The 19,690-nt window shown below is 69.4% G+C and carries 19 protein-coding genes; 8 read left to right on the top strand and 11 right to left on the bottom strand.

The features are described 5' to 3' along the window. The first annotated feature begins 114 nt into the window (after nucleotides 1–114). The gene (gltX, locus tag MKK67_RS31440; RefSeq protein ID WP_243972970.1) at nucleotides 115–1,455 is read left to right on the top strand and encodes a glutamate--tRNA ligase; all 1,341 of its coding nucleotides are present in this window, start codon (nucleotides 115–117) and stop codon (nucleotides 1,453–1,455) included. Between the two features lie 196 nt (nucleotides 1,456–1,651). Here gltX and MKK67_RS31435 read toward each other — a convergent pair whose 3' ends face one another. The 7 genes from MKK67_RS31435 to MKK67_RS31405 form a co-directional block, all read right to left on the bottom strand. Then, nucleotides 1,652–1,969: a hypothetical protein gene (locus tag MKK67_RS31435; RefSeq protein WP_243972969.1), complete on the bottom strand. Its 318-nt coding sequence runs from the start codon at nucleotides 1,967–1,969 to the stop codon at nucleotides 1,652–1,654. 162 nt (nucleotides 1,970–2,131) lie between these two features. Beyond that, nucleotides 2,132–3,421: a hemolysin family protein gene (locus tag MKK67_RS31430; protein WP_243973372.1), complete on the bottom strand. Its 1,290-nt coding sequence runs from the start codon at nucleotides 3,419–3,421 to the stop codon at nucleotides 2,132–2,134. Nucleotides 3,422–3,736: 315 nt separating this feature from the next. Further along, entirely contained in the window at nucleotides 3,737–4,504 is a 768-nt protein-coding gene (locus MKK67_RS31425; RefSeq protein ID WP_243972968.1) for a class I SAM-dependent methyltransferase, read from the bottom strand. 108 nt (nucleotides 4,505–4,612) lie between these two features. After that, the gene (locus tag MKK67_RS31420) at nucleotides 4,613–4,903 is read right to left on the bottom strand and encodes a type II toxin-antitoxin system RelE/ParE family toxin (RefSeq protein ID WP_243972967.1); all 291 of its coding nucleotides are present in this window, start codon (nucleotides 4,901–4,903) and stop codon (nucleotides 4,613–4,615) included. Next, nucleotides 4,900–5,151, bottom strand: coding sequence for a type II toxin-antitoxin system ParD family antitoxin (locus tag MKK67_RS31415; protein WP_243972964.1), 252 nt, complete (start codon nucleotides 5,149–5,151; stop codon nucleotides 4,900–4,902). The genes MKK67_RS31420 and MKK67_RS31415 overlap by 4 nt, the downstream gene beginning before the upstream one ends. A gap of 80 nt (nucleotides 5,152–5,231) precedes the next feature. Beyond that, the gene (locus MKK67_RS31410) at nucleotides 5,232–6,440 is read right to left on the bottom strand and encodes an MFS transporter (protein ID WP_243972962.1); all 1,209 of its coding nucleotides are present in this window, start codon (nucleotides 6,438–6,440) and stop codon (nucleotides 5,232–5,234) included. 149 nt (nucleotides 6,441–6,589) lie between these two features. Then, nucleotides 6,590–7,186: a TetR/AcrR family transcriptional regulator gene (locus tag MKK67_RS31405; protein ID WP_243972961.1), complete on the bottom strand. Its 597-nt coding sequence runs from the start codon at nucleotides 7,184–7,186 to the stop codon at nucleotides 6,590–6,592. Nucleotides 7,187–7,286: 100 nt separating this feature from the next. Here MKK67_RS31405 and MKK67_RS31400 point away from each other — a divergent pair, with 100 nt between their 5' ends. Further along, on the top strand, nucleotides 7,287–8,504 hold the full coding sequence (locus tag MKK67_RS31400) for an MFS transporter (RefSeq protein WP_243972960.1): 1,218 nt from the start codon (nucleotides 7,287–7,289) through the stop codon (nucleotides 8,502–8,504). A gap of 9 nt (nucleotides 8,505–8,513) precedes the next feature. On the opposite strand, the gene MKK67_RS31395 is transcribed toward MKK67_RS31400, so the two are convergent. Beyond that, on the bottom strand, nucleotides 8,514–10,538 hold the full coding sequence (locus MKK67_RS31395) for an OmpA family protein (protein WP_243972958.1): 2,025 nt from the start codon (nucleotides 10,536–10,538) through the stop codon (nucleotides 8,514–8,516). 77 nt (nucleotides 10,539–10,615) lie between these two features. Continuing rightward, complete coding sequence (locus MKK67_RS31390; RefSeq protein WP_243972956.1) at nucleotides 10,616–11,668, bottom strand: DUF2865 domain-containing protein; 1,053 nt, start codon at nucleotides 11,666–11,668, stop codon at nucleotides 10,616–10,618. A 163-nt stretch (nucleotides 11,669–11,831) separates the two neighbouring features. Between MKK67_RS31390 and MKK67_RS31385 the strand changes: the two genes are divergently transcribed. Then, nucleotides 11,832–12,347, top strand: coding sequence for a CreA family protein (locus tag MKK67_RS31385; protein ID WP_243972955.1), 516 nt, complete (start codon nucleotides 11,832–11,834; stop codon nucleotides 12,345–12,347). A 9-nt stretch (nucleotides 12,348–12,356) separates the two neighbouring features. Here MKK67_RS31385 and MKK67_RS31380 read toward each other — a convergent pair whose 3' ends face one another. Next, a complete protein-coding gene (locus MKK67_RS31380) occupies nucleotides 12,357–12,704 on the bottom strand; it encodes a hypothetical protein (RefSeq protein WP_243972953.1) in 348 nt (115 codons plus the stop codon). 309 nt (nucleotides 12,705–13,013) lie between these two features. Here MKK67_RS31380 and cysS point away from each other — a divergent pair, with 309 nt between their 5' ends. Beyond that, entirely contained in the window at nucleotides 13,014–14,411 is a 1,398-nt protein-coding gene (gene cysS, locus MKK67_RS31375) for a cysteine--tRNA ligase (protein ID WP_243972951.1), read from the top strand. Nucleotides 14,412–14,496: 85 nt separating this feature from the next. Then, on the top strand, nucleotides 14,497–15,264 hold the full coding sequence (locus MKK67_RS31370) for a trypsin-like serine protease (protein WP_243973370.1): 768 nt from the start codon (nucleotides 14,497–14,499) through the stop codon (nucleotides 15,262–15,264). An 87-nt stretch (nucleotides 15,265–15,351) separates the two neighbouring features. On the opposite strand, the gene ctrA is transcribed toward MKK67_RS31370, so the two are convergent. After that, nucleotides 15,352–16,053 (bottom strand): response regulator transcription factor CtrA, encoded by a 702-nt coding sequence (gene ctrA, locus MKK67_RS31365; protein WP_147857559.1) that lies wholly within the window; start codon nucleotides 16,051–16,053, stop codon nucleotides 15,352–15,354. A gap of 421 nt (nucleotides 16,054–16,474) precedes the next feature. Between ctrA and fliI the strand changes: the two genes are divergently transcribed. The 3 genes from fliI to MKK67_RS31350 all read left to right on the top strand — a co-directional run bounded on the left by fliI (nucleotide 16,475) and on the right by MKK67_RS31350 (nucleotide 19,642). Then, the gene (gene fliI / locus MKK67_RS31360; protein WP_243972949.1) at nucleotides 16,475–17,827 is read left to right on the top strand and encodes a flagellar protein export ATPase FliI; all 1,353 of its coding nucleotides are present in this window, start codon (nucleotides 16,475–16,477) and stop codon (nucleotides 17,825–17,827) included. A gap of 149 nt (nucleotides 17,828–17,976) precedes the next feature. Continuing rightward, entirely contained in the window at nucleotides 17,977–18,384 is a 408-nt protein-coding gene (gene fliJ / locus MKK67_RS31355) for a flagellar export protein FliJ (RefSeq protein ID WP_092042766.1), read from the top strand. 196 nt (nucleotides 18,385–18,580) lie between these two features. Continuing rightward, on the top strand, nucleotides 18,581–19,642 hold the full coding sequence (locus MKK67_RS31350; RefSeq protein ID WP_243972947.1) for a lysylphosphatidylglycerol synthase domain-containing protein: 1,062 nt from the start codon (nucleotides 18,581–18,583) through the stop codon (nucleotides 19,640–19,642). Nucleotides 19,643–19,690: the final 48 nt, after the last annotated feature.

Genomic DNA, 19,690 nt, shown 5'->3' with positions numbered 1-19,690 from the left:
TGACGGGTTTTGCCGGCGCTGGGTAGCGGGCTGGCGCATGGGCGGCGGCGGTACGCGCCACCCATGCGCGAAGGGACGCGCAAAACCCGCCGCAGATCGGCTACAGAGCGGATCATGACGCTCGTCCGCTTCGCTCCCTCGCCCACCGGCTACCTGCATATCGGCAACGCCCGCCCGGCTTTGCTCAACGCGCTGTTCGCGCGCAAGGCGGGCGGCCAGTTCCTGCTGCGCCTCGACGACACCGACGCCGAGCGCTCGACCGAAACCTTCGCCGAGGCGATCCGGGAGGATCTCGCCTGGCTCGGAATCGAGCCGGACCTGTTCGCCCGCCAGAGCGACCGCAAGGCCCAGCACGACGCTGCCGCCGACACCTTGCGCGCGGCCGGGCGGCTCTATCCCTGCTACGAGACCCAGGATGAGCTGGAGCGGCGGCGCAAGCGCCAGCTCGGCCGCGGCCAGCCGCCGATCTACGACCGGGCGGCGTTGCAGCTCACCGCGGAGGAGAAGTCGGCTTTCGAAGCGGAGGGCCGCCGGCCGCATTGGCGCTTCCTGCTGGAGGCGCGGACGGTGGCGTGGGACGACCTCGTGCGCGGGCCGGCGCATGTCGATTGCGCGTCGCTGTCCGACCCGGTGCTGATCCGCGCCGACGGCAGCTATCTCTACACCCTGCCCTCCGTGGTGGACGATGCCGAGCTCGGCATCACCCACGTGATCCGCGGCGAGGACCACGTCACCAATACCGGCGTGCAGGTGCAGATCTTCGAGGCTCTGGGCGCCACTGTCCCGGTTTTCGGCCACCACAACCTGCTCACCACCGCGGACGGGGAGGGGCTGTCGAAGCGCCTCGGCCACCTGTCGCTGCGCGGGCTGCGCGAGGCCGGCTACGAGCCGGCCGCCGTGCGCTCGCTCGCCGTGCTCACCGGCTCGGCCGAATCGGTGCGGGCGGTGCCCGACCTCGACACCCTGGCGAGCCTGGTCGATCTCGGCGAGATCTCACGCGCGCCGGCCCGGTTCGACCCCACGGAGCTCGACGGGCTCAACGCCCGGCTCGTCCACGCCATGCCGTACCCGGAGGTCGCCCCGCGCTTGGCCGATCTCGGCATCCCGCCTGAGACCGCCGAGGCGTTCTGGCTGGCGGTGCAGCCCAATCTCGGCCGCGTCTCGGAGGCGCGCGACTGGTGGAAGGTCGTGGCCGGCCCGATCGAACCGGTGATCACCGAGGAAGCCGTGATCGCGGCGGCCCGCGAGACGCTGCCGCCGGAGCCGTTCGGCCCCGAGACCTGGAAAGCCTGGACCACCGAGATCCGCAGCCGCACCGGCGCCAAGGGGAGGGGCCTGTTCATGCCGCTGCGCCTCGCCCTTACCGGCCTGGAACACGGGCCGGATCTCGCCGGGCTCCTGCCGCTGATCGGCCGCGACCGGGCGGCGCGGCGGCTTGCAGGCGAGGCGGCGTAGGAGAGAACTCAGCGCCGCTGAGGCTTGTATTCGCTATCGACTGCTGGAAGGCATATTAAGCGCCTTGTGAAGAAAACGACTAGCTATACATTTCTTTTGCATGTTAAATTGACAATTCTGCCAGTGAACCCGCCCTGTTTCCGGTCAACTGGCTGTTTTTTTTGATGCAGACGGCGAACGCCGTTGTAATACATCGTTATTTAACCTTTTGAATTTTCGGGAAAAATGATCTCAATACATCTACATGGGTGACAGCCCCGAAATAACATGCCGACATGTCTTTTGGGTCAAAGACGAAGAGCATATCATATTGTTCGCTCAGGCCATCCGCCGCTTGAGCGGCGAAACTTGGCGTGTTCAAATTTGACTCGACTAAGAAAAATGACGTGGTCTCGTCCCAATACCCACCGCCTTTGCTTCTTACGTTCTCTACGAGTTTGTCGCGTCGTTCGGAATAGGATTTGCCGTTGACCGCACGATCTGCGATTCGAAAAGTTACACAATAGGTATCCATTGAAACCTCACCGATCCTTCATCAATCTCAAAGAGTAAATGGATCAATGAGTTCCCTGGATGGGGATCGGCATTCACAGTTAGCTAAATTGTCGCGAAGCTAGGCCCAAAGATTGACTCGACCGACTGCTAAGCCCCTCTGAAAGTGAGCAGATTACGGAACCTAATCTTCATCTTCCTCTTCCTCCAGCCGCGTCACCAGCAGCTTGTCGATACGCCGACCGTCGAGATCCACCACCTCGAAGCGCCAGCCGGCGATGTCGCAGGTCTCGCCGGTCTCCGGCAGGTGCTGAAGCGTCGCGATGACCAGCCCGGCGGCGGTGGCGTAGTCGCGCGACGGCGGCAGGCGCAGGCCGAGCTGGTCGGCCAGCTCGTCGGCGGGCATCGATCCGGCGATCAACCAGGAGCCGTCCGGACGGCGCACCGCGTCCGGCTCGAGGCTCTCGGAATGGAACGCACCCGCGATCGCGTCGAGGATGTCGGCCGGAGTCACCAGCCCGTCGAAATGGCCGTACTCATCATGCACCAGCGCCATCGGCACGGGCCCCTTGCGCAGGGCGTCCAGGGCATCGAGGGCGTCGAGGGTATCGGGCAGCACGGGAGCCCGGCGGACATGCGCCCGCAGATCCAGGGGTTCGCCGCGCGACAGCGGTCCGATCAGGTCGCGCACCTGCACGACGCCGATCATGGCGTCCGGGCCGCCATCGGCCACCGGCAGGCGGGCATGGGGGCTCGCGAGCAGCCGCTCCCGGATGGTCTCGGGATCGTCCGACAGGTCGAGCCACACGACCTCGGTGCGCGGGGTCATGACGCCGCGCACCAGCCGGTCACCGAGCCGGAGCACGCCGGAGATCATGGCGCGCTCGCCACCCTCGATGACGCCCGCCGTCTCGGCCTCGGCCACGAGGCTGCGGATCTCCTCCTCGGTGACCGCGCTGGCGCTCTCGGTCTCCTGGCCGATCAGCCGGAACACCGCCCGGGTCGAGGCGTCGAGCAGCCACACCGCTGGCAGGGCGGCGCGGGCGACGAGCCGCATGCCGGGCGCCACCGCGCAGGCGATCCCCTCCGGGTTGCGCAGGGCGAGGTGCTTCGGGACCAATTCGCCGATGATCACCGACAGGTAGGTGATCACCCCGATCACGAGTGTGTAGCCCAGCGTGTCCGCCCAGCCCTTCGGCAGGCCGAGATCGATCAGCGTCAGCGCCAGACGGTCGCCCAGCGCGGCGCCCGAGACCACGCCTGACAGGATGCCGATCAGGGTGATGCCGATCTGCACCGTGGAGAGGAAACGGCCCGGCTCCTCGGCAAGCGCCAGGGCCGCCTTCGCGCCCGGGCGGCGCGCCTCCGCGTAGGCACGCAGGCGACTCTTGCGCGATGAGACCACCGCCAGCTCCGAGAGAGCGAAGACGCCGTTCAGCGCGATCAGCAGGACGACGGTGACGAGCTCGATCAGGCGGGCTTGCAGAGCCGGGATTCCGCAACGCGGGCCGGGCTTCCTCTGATGACACGGACTTCGAACATGGGTGCGGGGCCCGGACCGTTCAACGGCCAAGCCTGCGATGGCGCTTCAGCGCCTGCTTGGTCCGTCCTTCCGACCCTTGCCCTCATCCTGGGGTGCCCGCGTCAGCGGGCCTTAAAGGAGCCCTCCAGGGAGCGCGCGGGTTCTGGAGGGCTCCTTCGAGGGCGACGCTGCGCGCCGCCACCTCAGGATGAGGGGGGAGGTTGGGATAATCGTCTTTCGACCGAGATAGCGACGGCCAACAGGGTCTCAGCGCGGGCGCGCCTCGATCAGCACGGAATCGAGCAAAAAGCTGCCGTCGGCCTCGATGGCAAAATGCGCGGCGACTTCGACCGGCGCCGAGGCCTGGAGGGCGCGGATCGCCGCCGCGTTGACCTCCGGCGTCCGCATCCGGGCGATCCAGCTCGCGTACTCCATGCGCGGCCGGCTCGCGAGCGCCTCGCCGGGGGCGAAGCCGGCCGTCTCCAGCATCCGGCGCCATTCCGACACACGGTAGTCGCGGACATGCGAGGGGTCGCGCAGCAGCTCCACCGCCTGGAGATGCGTGTCGAGCAGCGGCTCTTCCGGGGCGACGGCATCGCAGACGACCAGCAGGCCTTCCGGCTTCAGCACCCGCCGCGCCTCCGCCAGGGCGGCCGGAACGTCGCGCCAATGGTGGGCGCTGTAGCGGGTCAGCACCGCATCGAAGGCGGCGTCCGGGAAGGGCAGGGTCTCGGCGGCGCCCTGGCGGGTCTCGATCCGGTCGAGGCCGCGCCGCCCGGCTTCGGCGGTAACCGCGGCCAGCATCTCGGCCGACAGGTCGTAGGCCGTCACCGCGGCACCGGCCGCGGCAGCCGCGAAGGCGACATGGCCGCCGCCGCAGCCGAGATCGAGCACCCGCGCCCCCGGCAGCTCGCGAACCAGTGCGCCGATCCGATCGAGATCGGCGCCGGCGGCATGGACCGCGCTCGTCACGTAGGCCGCGGCCTGGGCGCCGAACTGATCGACGACGTGGCCGGCATGGTTGCGTGCGCTCATGGGTTCCTTCCCCGGTTCAGGAGCATCGTCCTGGCTATCCGGTTGCGGACGATGCGCCGGGCTGGGGTGATCCGCAATCACCGGCATGCCGGGACGTGCGGTCGACCTTCACGACAGGGCGCGGTCCCAATCCTGCCGGCCATGCAGGACGCGAACGACCAGGATGCCCGCCTCACCCTCGACGTAGACGATCATGTGAGCCTTGTAGGGATCGAGCCGCATCGGCGGCGCGAATTCCCGCCGCTCATGCGCCATACGGGGATTCGCGGCGAGCATCCGGAACGCGTCGAACAGGCCGTCCTGGTAGCGCTCGGCCTGGGCCATGCCGAAGCGCAGCGCGCCCGCTGCGTAGGCCTCGGCGATGTCCTCATCGGCCCGCTGGGACGTCCGAAAGTTCATTTTGCCTGGAGGGCCGCCAATCGCTCCCGTCCGAGTTGGCGGATCTTGTCCTCCGACCGACCGCTGATGCCGCTGGCCAACCCATCATCGATCAGCCGTTGCAGCTCGCCGATCTTGGCCAGGCGTTCCTGGTCGCGCCGGATCAGGTCGCGCACGTAGTCGCTCGCATTGGCGAAGCGGCCCGTGTCGGCCTGTTCTTCGACCCAGGCCTTCATGGGGTCGGGCAATGAGATGTTCATGCTCGCCATGCTGGTCCCTCCTTGGGACAACATGGCAAAGTTCGGCAAAGACTGTCAAAAACCGCGCGCTCGGCTGTTTGGGATGCGGCTCAAACCGTCAGCGGCGCCAGCCGCGACAACCGAATCGCGATGGCGAGGGCCAGACCGTAGAGGCCGCCCACGAACAGCACCACGCCGGTCCAGCCGGAATGGGCGAAGAACCAGCCGCCGGCGGTGCCGAGCACCGAGGAGCCGAGATAGTACAGGCACAGGTAGATCGAGGAGGCCTGCGCCCGGTCGCGCAGGGCCCGCCGCCCGACCCAGCTGCTCGCCACCGAATGCGCCCCGAAGAAGCCGATGGTCACCACCACGACCCCAGCGACGATCAGCACGATATTGTCGGCTGCCGTCATCAGGATGCCGACGAGCCCGAGCCCGGTGGCGAGCCACAGCACCCGCCGCCGGCCGAAGCGGCTCGCGAGCTCGCCGGTCACGGGGCTGCTCACCATGCCGGCGAGGTAGACGGAAAAGATCAGGCCGATCACCGTCTGGCTCAGGGAGAACGGCGGGTCGAGCAGGCGGAAGCCGATATAGTTGTAGATGCAGACGAAGCCGCCCATCAGCAGGAACGCCTCGGCGAACAGCCAGGGCAGGCCGGCATCGCGGACATGATGGCCGAAGCTGCCCGGCACCTCGTGCCAAGCCATCCGGCGCGGTACGAAGTTGCGCGCGGGCGGCAGCCAGCGCCAGAACGCGAGCGCGGCGACCAGCGCGAGGCCGCCGATCGTGGCGACCCCGACCCGCCAGTTCACATGGTCGGCCATCACCCCGCTGATCAGTCGGCCGGACATGCCCCCCAGCGCGTTGCCGCCGACCAGCAGCCCCATCGACAGGCCGATCGCCTGCGCGTCCATCTCCTCCGCGAGATAGGCCATCGCCACCGCCGGCAGGCCGCTCGCGGTCAGCCCGGACAGCGCCCGCAGGACCAGAAAACCGTGCCAGCTCGGCACCAGGGCTGCCACGATGGTCAGAAGAGCGGAGGCGAACAGGGAGGCCAGCATCACCGGCTTGCGGCCCCAGATCTCCGAGAGCGGGCTCACCACCAGCAGCGCCACGGCCAGCAGCCCGCAGGGCAGCGATAGAGCGAGGCTGCTCTCGGCCGGCGAGACGCCGAACTCATCCGAAAAAATCGGCAGCAGCGGCTGCACCGCGTAGAGCACCGCGAAGGTCGAGAACCCGGCGGCGGCGAGCGCCAGAGCCGTGCGGCGGAAGACCGGCGTGCCCGACCGGATCAGCCGCTCGTTGCCTTCGCTCGCCATGCATCGTCCCGCGTTGCAAAAGCATCATCCCGAAAGGTGGTCGCCGGCTTTCGGAAAACGATGATGCGCCATCAAAGGCCTCAATCGGTGGTGGGATGCGTGGCGGCCGGCGTCAACCGCAGGCGGCGCGTCCGCGCCATGCGGGCGGATCAGCCCGGATCGAGGGCGCGCAGAGCCGGGTCGATCAGCGCGCGCAAGTCTGCCCGCGTCGCCCCGTCCCGCGCCTGGAACGAGATCGCCTGCAAGATGCCGTGATAGAACGCCGCGAGCCGGGGGATGTCCGTGTCCGCGGCCAGTTCCCCGTCCGCGACGCCGCGCCGGAGCCTGTCCGAGACGACTTCGACGGTCCTGCGTCGAGCGCGCATGAGATGTTCGCGCACCGCCTCGTTCGCCGGCAGGCAATTGATCACGCCGAGGATCAGCAGGCAGCCGCCGGGCTTCGTCGAGAGCGCGACCTCGACGCTGCCCTCCAGCATCGCGCGAAGGCCGTCCCGGACGGTCGCCGCCTCATCGAGCGCCCGCATCTGGGCCGAGCCGACCGTGGCGATGTACAGGTCGATCGCCTCGCGGAACGCCGCCTCCTTCGAGCCGAAGGCCGCGTAGAAGCTCGGCGGATTCACCCCGATCGCGGCGGTCAGGTCGTTGAGCTGCGCACCCTCGTAACCCTTGGCCCAGAACACCTGCATCAGCTGTTCCAGGGCCTGATCGCGGTCGAAGCCGCGGGGCCGTCCTCGCGCGGAAGCCATCGCACACCTTTCTGTAGCAGGATTTATAGAATGGCTTGACCATCCGGAGCAAGCTCGCCTACCCATTCTGTAGTCGATTTTACAGAAATGGGGGCCGACGATGCGGGCAGCGGAGACAACGGTCGAATCACGGGACGTTACTGGCGCGGTCGAGCCCGGCGCCGCCACGGTGCCGCCCTGGGTCTATCTCCTGAGCGCGACGATCTTCGTGATCACCACGGCGGAGTTCATGGTCGCCGGGTTGATGCCGTCGCTGGCCTCGGCCTTCGCGGTCTCGGTCGGCGAGATCGGCAACCTGATCGCGCTGTTCGCCCTCGGCATGACGTTTGGCGGCCCGCTGGTGATCGCCCTGCTGCTGCGGCTCGGGGTGCCGAACAAGGACGCGCTGCTATGGCTGCTCGGCGTGTTCCTGATCGGCAGCACGCTGGCCGCCCTGGCGCCGAGCTACGCGGTGATGGCGCTCGCCCGCACCCTGCAAGGTATCACCAGCGCCGCCTGTTTCGGGATCGGCCTGACGCTCTGCGCCGAATCGGTCCGGGCCGATCTGCGGGGTCGTGCCGCTTCCCTGGTCCTGGCCGGGCTGATGGTGTCGCCGGTCGTCGGCGTGCCCGCCGCCGCGCTGATCAACGACCTGTTCGGCTGGCGCACCAGCTTCTGGCTCGTCGTCGGGCTGACGGCCCTTTGCATTGCCATCGTCGGCCCGACGATTCCGAGACCCGCTTGCCGCACGCAGGTCACCCTGGCGTCCGGCCTGGCCGACTTGCGCAACGGCCGCCTCTGGGCCGCCTATGCAACCAGCGGGCTGATCATCGGCGCGACCTTCGCGGCCTTCAGCTACGTCACCGCCATCCTCACCGAAGTCACCGGACTGGCGCCGCGGCTGATCCCGATCGTGCTCGCCACCTACGGCCTCGCGACGGTGATCGGCAATCTCGTGATCGGCCGGCTGGCGGATCGGTTCACAATCCCCGTCCTGGCAATCGGCCTCATCATCCTCGCTGCGGCTCTGGCGAGTTTCGCGGCCTTCCCGACTGACGCGGCCGTCAGCGTCGGCGCGTTCCTGGTGATCGGCCTGACCGGCGTTTCTCTCAACCCGGCCATGGTCGCCCGGGTGATGCGGGTCGCCCATCCCGGCCCGCTGGTGAACAGTCTTCATACTTCGGTGATCACCGCCGGTCTCGCCTTGGGCGCCTGGCTCGGCGGCCTCGCAATCGACCGAGGTTATGGCCTGGCGGCCCCGCTCTGGATCGGCGCGGGGCTCGCCGTGCTGGGCCTGCTCAGCCTCGCCCCGCGCCGGTGGCGGAACCTGACTTCGTGACGGGGCCGCTCACCGCGGCGGTGCCGTCGGCGCCGTCCCCTGCTGCAGCAGCGGCGTGATCCGCCGGACCGTGACGCGGCGGTTCTCCCGGGAGGCGCCCTGCGTGTTCACCTTCAGGGACTGCTCGCCGTAGCCCTGGGTGGTCAGGTTCTCCGGCGGGACCTGGAACTGCTGGGTCAGCACGGTTGCCACCGACTGCGCCCGGCGGTCCGACAGGGACAGGTTGTCGATGTCGGAGCCGACCGCGTCGGTGTAGCCCTCGATCAGAAAAACCTCCTGCGGGTTGGCGCGGATCGCCCGGTTGATCGCCGCGGCGATCACCGACAGCCGGGCCGCCTGGTCCGGCGTGACCGTGAACGAGGCCGTGTCGAAGGTGATCGTGTCGATGTCGACCGAGCGCATCCGGGCGCGCAGGTCCGGGCTGTAGCGGACTTGGTCCAGGGTGTAGCGGCGGTCCACGGCGACCACCGGCGGGGCCGTCAGCGCCTCGTAGACCGCGCCCTCGTCCGCCTGCTCGTATTCCACCACGTAGCGGTCGCGGGGGATGCGGATGTCGGGGGGCGGCAGCACGACCACGTCGTCGTAGATCGGGCGCGGCGGGCCGGCCGTGCTGTTGTCGATGATCACCACCTCGCGGCCGTCGCGAAAACGGCGGTAGCGGCGCAGCATCCGCCCGTCGTCGTCCGTGACGGTGACGATCTGCTCGCCGCCCGGCCGGTCGATGAAGCTGTAGAAGTCGGCGCCGCGCCGCTCGGAGCGGAAGCCGCGCGGGTCGAGATCCCGGAAGCGCTCGTTCTCGTCGTGGCGGATCAGATAGCCGTCGCGGTCCCGGACGATGATGCGGCCGGGCTCCCGGTAATAGGTCCGGCCGCCCTCGCTGAATTCGCGCCGGTCACGGCGGACCTGATCGTAGTCGCGCACGTCGTCGTCCGCGCGGAAACCGCCCGGAACGTAGCCGGGCTGGCCCGGCGTGTTGAACGCGCCGCGCGCGCCTGGCCCTCCGGCTGGCGGCTGACCCGGCAGTGCGCGTGGCGGCGGGGGAGGGGTATCGGCGCCGGGCGGTGGTGCGAGTGGCTGGACGGGGCGGCCGGGCACCCCCGGCGCCAGGTTCGGCGGCACTGGGCGACCGGGCTCCGCGCCCGGCTGCGGCTGGGCGCCGGGCTGGTTCTCCAGGCGTTGGACGGGTCGGCCGGGGACGCCCGGGGCCATGTTGGGCGGCACGGGCCGACCGGGCTCTGCGCCGGGGCCTGCATTCGGCTGAGGCTGAGCGCCCGGCTGGGCATCCGGTCGCTGTACGGGCCGACCCGGCACGCCGGGAGCTGCGTTTGGAGGCGGTGCCCCCGGGCTGCCGGAGCGCTGCGCCGGGGCCTCGCGATCGGGAACGGCGTCCCGGCGCTGCGCCGGAGCGTTCGGCGCGGCATTGGGCGCCGCCCGCTCCGGGTCGGGAGACCGGCGGTCCTGATCCGGCGCACGCTGCGGCTGCGGCGGACGCTCCGGCGTCGACCGGGGTGGCGGCGGAGGCGATAGATCCCGCTGTGCCGGCTGCCTGTCGGGTCCGGGCCGTTCCGGCGCGGGGCGATCGGGTGCGCGCCGCTGCTCAGGCGCCGGACGCTCCGCCCCGGGGCGTTCCGGGCTGTCCGGGCCGCGATCCGGCCGCCGCTCCTGCGCAGGCGGACGGGCCGCCGGCGGCTCGGGCTGGCGCTCTGGAGCGCGCTCGCGCGGGGGCGGCTCGGCCTGGGGTTGGCGCTCGCGCGTCGGTTCGGGACGCTCCCGCGGCGGCGGGGCGCGCTCGGGGCGCGGCTCCGGCCGTTCACGTGCGGCGGGCGGTGGACCGGGCGGCGGCCCGGGACGCTCCTGCGGCGGCCGTTCCGGGCGGGGGCCGCCATGCGGAGGCTCGCCGCCGCCGCGCGGGCCGCGCTCGTCGGGGCCGCCCTGGGCCAGGAGCATCTGGTCCGGAGACGAGACTGCGGGCTGCACCAGGGTCAGGCCCGGGAGCACCGTGCCGGTGAGGAGGATCAGTCGCAGCAGCCGCATCGGGGCCTCGTTTCGGATCGAGCCGACCCGAACCCCGTGCGCGGCCTATGGTTCCGCGCCCGCCACTCAAGACTCCGTCAGGGCGTCAGCCGCTGGGGCACCGCGATCATGTCGGGGGCGATGATCCGCACCGCGACATGGTCGGGCTTGGTGCCCGCCAGCTTGGCCTCGCCGGCCTTCTCCGCCGCGCTGGCATTCAACTCGACCCCGGCGCGTCCGGCGGCGTCGGCAGCGAGTTCGGCCGCGGTCCGGTCGGCCCGGCCGACCAGGGTCAGGCGCACCTTCGGCCGCGACAGGGCCTCGGCCTGCATCGGCGTGACGAAGATATCGCCCTTGTGCCGCACCAGCATGCTCTCGGCCTTCACCAGGGACTGCGCCCAGGTCTGATTTTGCGGCTTGCAGGAGCAGTTCGGGACGAATTCCTTGCGGAACTTGAACGCGTTGGCGAGGCTCACATAGGCGCGGCTGCCCTTCACCGAGGCGGCGTGCTTCAACGCCTCGTCGCCATAGGGCATCGCATAGGCCTGGGCCTCGGTGCCGGGGCAGAGCGCCTGGCACATCTCGTCGGCACCGCCGCGCCCCTCGGGCAGGTTGCGCATCGGGAAGAAGCCGCCGTCGCAGGTTCGGACGCAGACCATCTGCGGGCCGCCCTTGGCATAGGCCTCGCCGGTGGCGGCGTAGGTTTCCCGGGCCGGGCAGTTGGCGGTGACAAGCCCCTGCAACTCGCGCTTGCGGGCGCCGCTGTCGTCGAACACCGCGCCGCCATAGGTCGCCTTGAGGGCGCGGATGCGCTGCTCCACGGCGCCGCACTGGGGCGGGCGGGTGTCGAAGAACAGGAACTTGCCGCCCTCGCAGTTGAGGCCGCGGAAATACGCTTCCAGCCGCCCGATCTCGTCGTTGAGCGCCCGGGTGGTGCTGGCGCCGTTCTGGACGGAGGCGAGTTCGGCCCGGTAGCGCCGGCAGAGCGGCGACGGAAGCTGCGGCACGCCCGGCCTCGCCTCTCCGGCGACCGGCGGGCTGGGCGGAGCATCCTGCGCCCGCGCGGTGTCGAGGCTGAGAGACAGACCGCACGCCAACGCCGCGCTCAAGATGAGGCGGCCGAGCGAACGGACGATCGGACGGTCAAGCATCGGCTGCTGCATCGCGTTGATCGGAAATGCCGCAATCCACCCTGGTCGGGCGCTGTTCTGCCCCGGCCTCGGGACCGAAGCAGCTTGAGTGTACGCCCCCTCGCAAGGTGGCGACACCCCTCCTACATCGGGGCGGCGCGCTCAGGCAGGGAATTGACCCGTGATGTGGTTTCGGAGTCTCACCTATGTTGGGCTTGTCGCCCTCGGCCTCTCCGCGGCCGGACCGGCCTCGGCCCAGGAGCCGGACCGGATCTTCTCCAAATCCACGGTCTGGCGGCCGCTGACCCCCAACGACAAGCTGGTGGTCTACGGCATCGACGACCCGGCCGTATCGGGAGTCGCCTGTTGGTACACGCAGCCGGAAAAGGGCGGCATCAAGGGGACGCTCGGCTTGGCCGAGGACGTCTCCGACATCTCGCTGGCCTGCCGTCAGACCGGCCCGATCGCCTTCAAAGGCAAGCTGGGCCAGGGCGAGGTCGTGTTCAGCGAGCGGCGTTCGCTGATCTTCAAGTCGATGCAGATCGTGCGCGGCTGTGACGCCCAGCGCAACACGCTGATCTACATGGTCTATTCGGATAAGGTCATCCAAGGGTCGCCGAAGAACTCGACCTCGGCGGTGCCGCTGGCGCCCTGGGGCACCGAGCCGGCGCCGAAATGCTCGGATTTCGTGAAGGGCTGACGGCGCGCGTCAGTCCCGGCAGGTGATGCGGATCGGGCGCTCGGTCGGGGTCGCGATCGGCTGCTCGATGGCACCGGTATATTCGTCGGCCGCGGCGATCCCGAACGTGTTGGCGGCGGCGTAGCCCTGCGCTTCGCACCAGGCATTGGCGACCACCTGACCGCATTCGCTGCCGGGGGTCGTCAGGCAGTCGCCGACGCCGTAGCCGTCGCTCGACGGGATCAAGAACGTCTTCTCGACATGGGCCGGCACCTTCGCGGGCGTCTCGCCGTCGCTGCCGGCGAACGCACCTTGCGCGAGGCAAGCCGTGGCCAGGCAAGCGGCGATGACGAAGTAACCGGCGGCCGTGCGTCGCATCGAAGGTCCTTGTGTGCAGTATCTTAGGTGTGAGGAGCTTGGGCCGGACGGTCCGACGGCGCGGTTAAGGAAGGCTTACCCGCCGCTCGCGAGGGCCATCTCGAATTCCTCACGCTTTTGCGTTAGCCCCATCGGGCGGGCGGCACCGTCGCCGCAGTGCAACAGCGGGCCGCTGCGGCAGGGCGTGAGCCGCCATGGTTCGGCCGCTCTTCGTGTCGCAGAGCCCGCAGGTCGTTGAGGGCAGGGCCGGTTTTCCGGCGACGGTGCGGCGCCGGATTTCGGCCGCGGCGCCGGAAGGGGATGGGTTTCATGGCGCCGATGTTGCGGCTCTACAACACGCTGACCGGTGCCAAGGAGGCGTTCGCGCCGATCGATCCCGCCCAAGTGCGGATGTATGCCTGCGGCCCGACCGTCTACGACGCGGCCCATATCGGCAACGCGCGCCCGATCATCGTCTTCGATCTGCTGTTCCGGCTGCTGCGCCATCTCTACGGACCGGCGCACGTCACCTACGCCCGCAACGTGACCGACGTGGACGACAAGATCAATGCCCGCGCGGCCGAGCGCGGCATCACGATCCGCGAACTCACCGACGGTACGCTGGCGCAGTTCCATCGGGACCTGCGTGACCTCGGCGTGCTGAGCCCCGAGGACGTGAATGTGCCGGGCGAGCCGCCCCGCTTCATCGAGCCCCGGGCCACCGATCACATTGCCGAGATGCGCGCGATGATCGACGCGCTGGTCGCCGGGGGGCACGCCTATGTGGCCGAAGGGCACGTGCTGTTCGACGTGCCGGCGATGCCCGATTACGGCCGCCTCTCGAAGCGTCCCCTCGATGAGATGGAGGCCGGTGCCCGGGTCGAGGTCGCGCCCTACAAGCGCTCGCCCCTCGATTTCGTGCTGTGGAAGCCGTCGAAGCCGGGCGAGCCGTCCTGGCCTTCGCCCGCCGGCATCGCCGAGCCCGGCCGGCCCGGCTGGCACATCGAGTGCTCCGCGATGTCGGCCAAGCACCTCGGCAAGACCTTCGACATCCATGCCGGCGGCATCGACCTGATCTTCCCCCACCACGAGAACGAGGTGGCGCAATCGCGCTGCTGCTTCGGGACGCCGGTGATGGCCAATGTCTGGCTGCACAACGGCTTCCTGCAGGTGGAGGGGGAGAAGATGTCGAAGTCACTCGGCAACTTCATCACCATCCGCGACGTGCTGAAGGATTGGCCCGGCGAGGTCGTGCGCCTGACCATGCTCAAGACGCATTACCGGCAGCCGATCGACTGGACCCTACGCGGACTCGAGGAATCGAGCCGGGTGCTCGACCGCTGGTACAACGCCGCCGGGGATACGCCGGCCGCCGAGGCGGTGCCGGATACGGTGCTCGACGCGCTCTGCGACGACCTCAACACGCCCGCGGCGATCAACGCGCTGCACGGCCTTGCCGGCGGTGGTTCCGACGAGGCGGCTTCGCTGCGGGCCGGCGCGAACCTGTTCGGCCTGCTCACCCGCACCCGCAGCGACCGCGAGCAGGATCAGGTCGCCGCCGCCGGGATCGATGTCGCCGCCGTCGAGGCGCTGATCGCCGAGCGCCGGGCCGCCCGGGCCGCGAAGGATTGGGCCGCCTCCGACCGGGCCCGCGACGCTCTCGCCGCCATGGGTGTGTCGGTGAAGGACAACAAGGACGGCACCAGCACCTGGACGGTGGCGCGCTGAGCTGGGCCGCGTCCTCTCGCCCGATTGCGCCGGGTGCCTGGTGCCGCATCTCTGATGGCGGGGCTCGGAGCAGCAGGGTTTGCGCGTGATCAGTGTCGGGACCATCGGGACGCGGCTTGTGGCCGCTCTAGGCGCCTCCGCGATCGGGCTCGGCCTCGCCGGGCCGGCCGCCGCCATCGACGGTGGGGCGCCGGCGGGGCGGGATGCGCTGGCGCGGGCCACCGTCGCGATCGGGACGATCACCCAGCCCGAGGAGGCGCTGAACCTCACCCGTTGCACCGGCATCCTGATCGCGCCGGACCTCGTGCTCACCGCAGCGCATTGCGTGAACGGCGATCCGCTCGGCGCGCTCGTGGTGTTCTTCCGCGGCACCGAGCCGGCGCGGCCGGTCTACGGCGCACGGGTCGCGGCCCGCTACAGCCCCGATCCCGGCGAGATGCTGCCGAACGCGGCCCCCGACGTGAGCCTTGCCGACCTGTCCCTCGACCTCGCGGTCCTGCGCCTGACCGAGCCGGTGCGGGACCGGCGGCCGGTGCCGCTCGCGGCCGATCCGCGCCGTATCCCGAAGAGCCTGCGGATCGCGGGTGCCGGCCTGTCCGGGCGCGGCGTCGGGCGCCTGCGCACCGCCAGCCTGACGCCGGTGGCGGCGAGCAACACCGGCCTGACCATCGCCCGGGCGAACGGCGCCCGGATCTGCTTCGGCGATTCCGGCGGTCCCGTCGTCGCGCAGGATCGCGGCGGGACCTATGTCTGGGGCGTGGCGAGCGCCGTGATCACCCGGACCGCCCCGTGCGGCGGTTACGTGGTGGTCGCACCGGCCGCCCAGGTCTTTTCCGGGACCGGGGTCCGGTAGGGCTCAACCGGTAAGTCCCAAACACGCGAAAACCCCGCGCGGCCGAGCCGCACGGGGTTTTTCAAGACGGGGATGACCCGTGGCGGATCAGACCGCCATGCGCTCTTCGGCATCCATCGGCTCGCGCAGCACGTAGCCGCGGCCCCAGACGGTCTCGATGTAGTTCTTGCCCTGGCTGGCGTTGGCGAGCTTCTTGCGCAGCTTGCAGATGAACACGTCGATGATCTTCAGTTCCGGCTCGTCCATGCCGCCGTAGAGATGGTTGAGGAACATCTCCTTGGTGAGCGTCGTGCCCTTCCGCAGCGAGAGGAGTTCCAGCATCTGGTACTCCTTGCCGGTCAGGTGCACCCGGGCGCCGCCGACCTCGACGGTCTTCTGGTCGAGGTTCACGATCAGGTCGGCGGTGGTGATCACCGACTGGGCATGGCCCTTCGAGCGGCGCACGATGGCGTGGATGCGGGCCACCAACTCGTCCTTGTGGAACGGCTTGGTGAGGTAATCGTCGGCCCCGAAGCCCAGACCCTTCACCTTGTCCTCGATGCCGGCCATGCCGGAGAGGATCAGGATCGGCGTCTTCACCTTTGCCACGCGCAGGTTGCGCAGAACCTCGTAGCCCGACATGTCGGGCAGGTTCAGATCGAGGAGGATGATGTCGTAATCGTAGAGCTTCCCGAGGTCGATCCCCTCTTCGCCCAGGTCGGTCGTATAGGTGTTGAAGTTCTCGGACTTGAGCATCAACTCGATGCTCTGCGCGGTCGCGCTATCGTCCTCGATCAAAAGTACCCGCATCGTCGGTCCCCAGCCCCGCCGGCCGCATCAGCGCGCAGACACGTCCCCACCGATCACCCGCCACCGGCCTGTGGACGGGCGCTCCGTCGCTCTTGACGTGGAACGCTATGGATTAATCGTTAACAAAACCTGATTCCCACCCGCAAGCGTCTCGTTCACCGGCCCGCGAGCTTGACGGGAGGAATGAGGTCCCTCCACGCCCGCCCGGGGCTGTGATTCCGGTCCGTCCGCGATCGGCACGCCCCCGACCTGGGGCGTAAGTGCTTCCCCCGTAACGACCCGATCCCGGCTGTGATCCTGCGGCCACAGCCCCACGACTTCGTGAAGCGTTAAAAGCCGCGAGAGCCCGGATCGGGCCGCTACGAGCCCGATGACCTCAGTGTTAAGGAGGCCGGTAAACGAAGCGTTGAGAGCGAGGCGGATGACACAGGTTCCGGCAAGGTCCGTTACCAATCTCGCCGCGGCGCAGGCCGCCCTCGATCGGGTCGAGGTGCTGGAGACGTTCGGCCGGGTGGTGGCGATCCGCGGCCTGCTGGTCGAGGTGGCCGGGCCGGTGGCGGCTATGCGGCTCGGTGGCCGGATCGACGTGGAGGGCGCCAACGGCCTCGGGCTGGTGCCGTGCGAGATCATCGGCTTCCAGGGTGACCGGGCGCTCGCCATGCCGTTTGGATCCCTGGAGGGGGTCCGCCGCGGCTGCCCGGCCTATGTGCGCGACGAATCAGCGGGCGCGATCCGTCCTTCGGCCGCCTGGCTCGGGCGGGTGGTCGACGCCCTTGGTCGCCCGGTCGACGGGCTCGGGCCGCTGCCGCAGGGGCCGGACGTGTATTCGCTGCGCGCCGACCCGCCCCCCGCCCATGCCCGCGCCCGGGTCGGCGGACCGCTGGACCTCGGGGTCCGGTGCATCAACACCTTCCTGACCATGTGCGCCGGCCAGCGGATGGGCATCTTCGCCGGGTCCGGCGTCGGCAAGTCGGTGCTGCTGTCGATGCTGGCCCGCTACACCGCCGCCGACGTGGCGGTGATCGGCCTCGTGGGCGAGCGCGGCCGCGAGGTTCAGGAGTTTTTGCAGGACGATCTCGGCGCCGCCGGCCTCGCACGCTCCGTCGTGGTGGTGGCGACCTCGGACGAGCCGGCGCTGATGCGCCGCAACGCCGCCTACGTGACCCTCTCGGTGGCCGAGCATTTTCGCGACCAGGGCGCGAAGGTGCTGTGCATGATCGATTCGATCACCCGCTTCGCCATGGCCCAGCGCGATATCGGCCTCGCGGCGGGCGAGCCGCCCACCGCCAAGGGCTACACGCCGACGGTGTTCTCCGAATTGCCGCGCCTGCTCGAGCGGGCCGGACCCGGGGTGGGCGCCGGGACGATCTCGGCTCTGTTCACCGTGCTGGTCGAGGGCGACGACCACAACGAGCCGGTCGCCGACGCGGTCCGCGGCATCTTGGACGGCCACATCGTCATGGAGCGGGCGATCGCCGAGCGCGGGCGCTATCCGGCGATCAACGTGCTGCGCTCGGTCTCTCGGACCATGCCGCGCTCCTGCGATCCGACCTACCTGCCGCTGGTCCGCCAGGCCCGGCGGGTGCTGTCGACCTACGCCGACATGGAGGAACTGATCCGGCTGGGCGCTTACCGGGCGGGCTCCTCCCAGGAGGTCGACGAGGCCGTGGCGCTCATGCCTCAGCTTGAGGCTTTTCTGGGGCAGGGTAAGGAAGAAGCAACGTCCATCGGCGATGGTTACGCACGGCTCAGCCAGATCATCGGCGGGGCCTAGGCATCATGCAGCGAAGCGGTAACCGCTTGGGTGCATTGAGTGATGCGGAACTAGGGTCTGAGCAGGTTCGCCGTTGCGATCCTGGTCAGGGCACGGGCCGGGTACGGTCCTTGGCGCGGCCCTGAGCGTTGCGTGGAGTGAGCGTCCCAATGAAATCGCGTGACACGCTGATCCGGCTGCGTCGCTTCCAGGTTGATGAGAAGCGGCGGCGTGTGACCCAGATCGAGATGATGATGGCCGACTTCCAGCGCATGGCGGTGGAACTAGACCGCGAGGTCGCCGTCGAGGAAGCCCGCGCCGGTATCACCGATGTCGGGCATTTCGCCTACCCGACCTATGCCCGCGCCGCCGCCGGCCGCCGGGACAACATGCGCCAGTCCGCGCAGGCGCTGGAAGGTCAGCTGGCCGAGGCCAAGGCCGAACTCGGCGAGGCGTTCGAGGAACTGAAGAAGGTCGAGATCCTGAACGATCGCGAGCGCACCGCCGAGCGTGCCGCCGACGCGATTCGGGATCAGGCCGCGATGGACGGAATCGGGCTCAACCGCGCTCGCGGCTGACGCGGTCGAAGGGGCCTTACGCACCCACGCGTTGCACCTCGTGCGGCGCCGGGTTCTCCGAGTCCGCGTGTGATGTGCCGGCAACGCGGCACGAAACCGTCATGATCGCCTGACAAGGGGATCGGGATGGCCTCGATCCGCTTGCGGCGCGTTGCAGGGCGGCGCATCAGGGGCTCTCCCCGGGGCGTCGGTGTACATGAAGAAGCTCAGCGAGTTCATCTGGCCGTTGATCGGCCTCGCCGCAGTCGTCGTATCGGGCTACTTTCTCTATCAAGAGTTGAAGACCACGTCGCTGTCGGCGATCTGGTCCGCAATCCTGGCGATCCCGCCCCACCGCATCCTGCTGGCGGCAGTCTCGACCCTGGTCGCCTACGCCGCGCTGGCCTGGTACGACCGGATCGCGCTGCTGCATCTGGGCGTGCGCCACATCTCGTGGCTGTTCGTCTCGCTCTGCTCCTTCACCACCTACGCCCTGTCGCACAATATCGGCGCCTCGGTGTTCTCCGGCGCCCTGGTGCGCTACCGGGCCTATACGGCCAAGGGTCTGTCGGCAGCCCAGGTCGCCGTCCTGGTGGCCCTGTGCTCGTTCACGTTCTTCCTGGGCACGATCCTGCTCGGAGGCTTCACCCTGGTGGTGGATCCGAACCTGCTGACCCGCCTCGAGGGCCGGCTCCCGGGCTTCCTCACCGACCCGAAGACGGCGCTGGTGGTCGGCATCGGCATGCTGGGCTTCGTGGCGCTCTATGTGCTCGGCTCGATCCTGCACCTGCGGCCGCTTCACATCCGCTCGTTCAAGCTTGAATATCCCCGGCCCGGTATCATGGCCCGGCAGCTGCTGGCGGCGCCGCTGGAGCTGCTCGGCGCGGCGGGCATCATCTACTTCGCCCTGCCGGAGGCGATGAACCCCGGCTTCATCCCGGTGCTCGCGATTTTCTTGGCCTCGTTCTCGGTGGCGCTCGCCTCGCACGCGCCGGGCGGCCTCGGCGTGTTCGAGATCGTGTTCATCACCGCGATGCACATCACCGACGACGCCCAGAAGGACGCCATCATCGCGGCGGTGATCATCTTCCGGATCTTCTACTTCTGGATCCCGGCGCTGATCTCGGTTGTCGTCGTGGTGCTGTTCGAGCGTTCCCGCCTCGCCGCCGCCATCGCGACGCCTGCCACGGTGCCTTCGACCGTGCCGGAGCCGCCGGTGGTCGTGCCCGGTCTCGACGCGCACGAGCTGGAGCGGGAGCTGAAACAGAAGGCGATCTGACGGGGACCACCTGGGCCACTCGTTCGATCAACCCGCATCGTCATCGCG

The sequence above is a fragment of the Methylobacterium sp. J-072 genome (assembly GCF_022829425.1).
Lineage (GTDB): Bacteria > Pseudomonadota > Alphaproteobacteria > Rhizobiales > Beijerinckiaceae > Methylobacterium.
The sequence above is the reverse complement of the archived record's forward strand: the minus strand, read 5'-3'. Positions and strand labels throughout refer to the sequence as shown.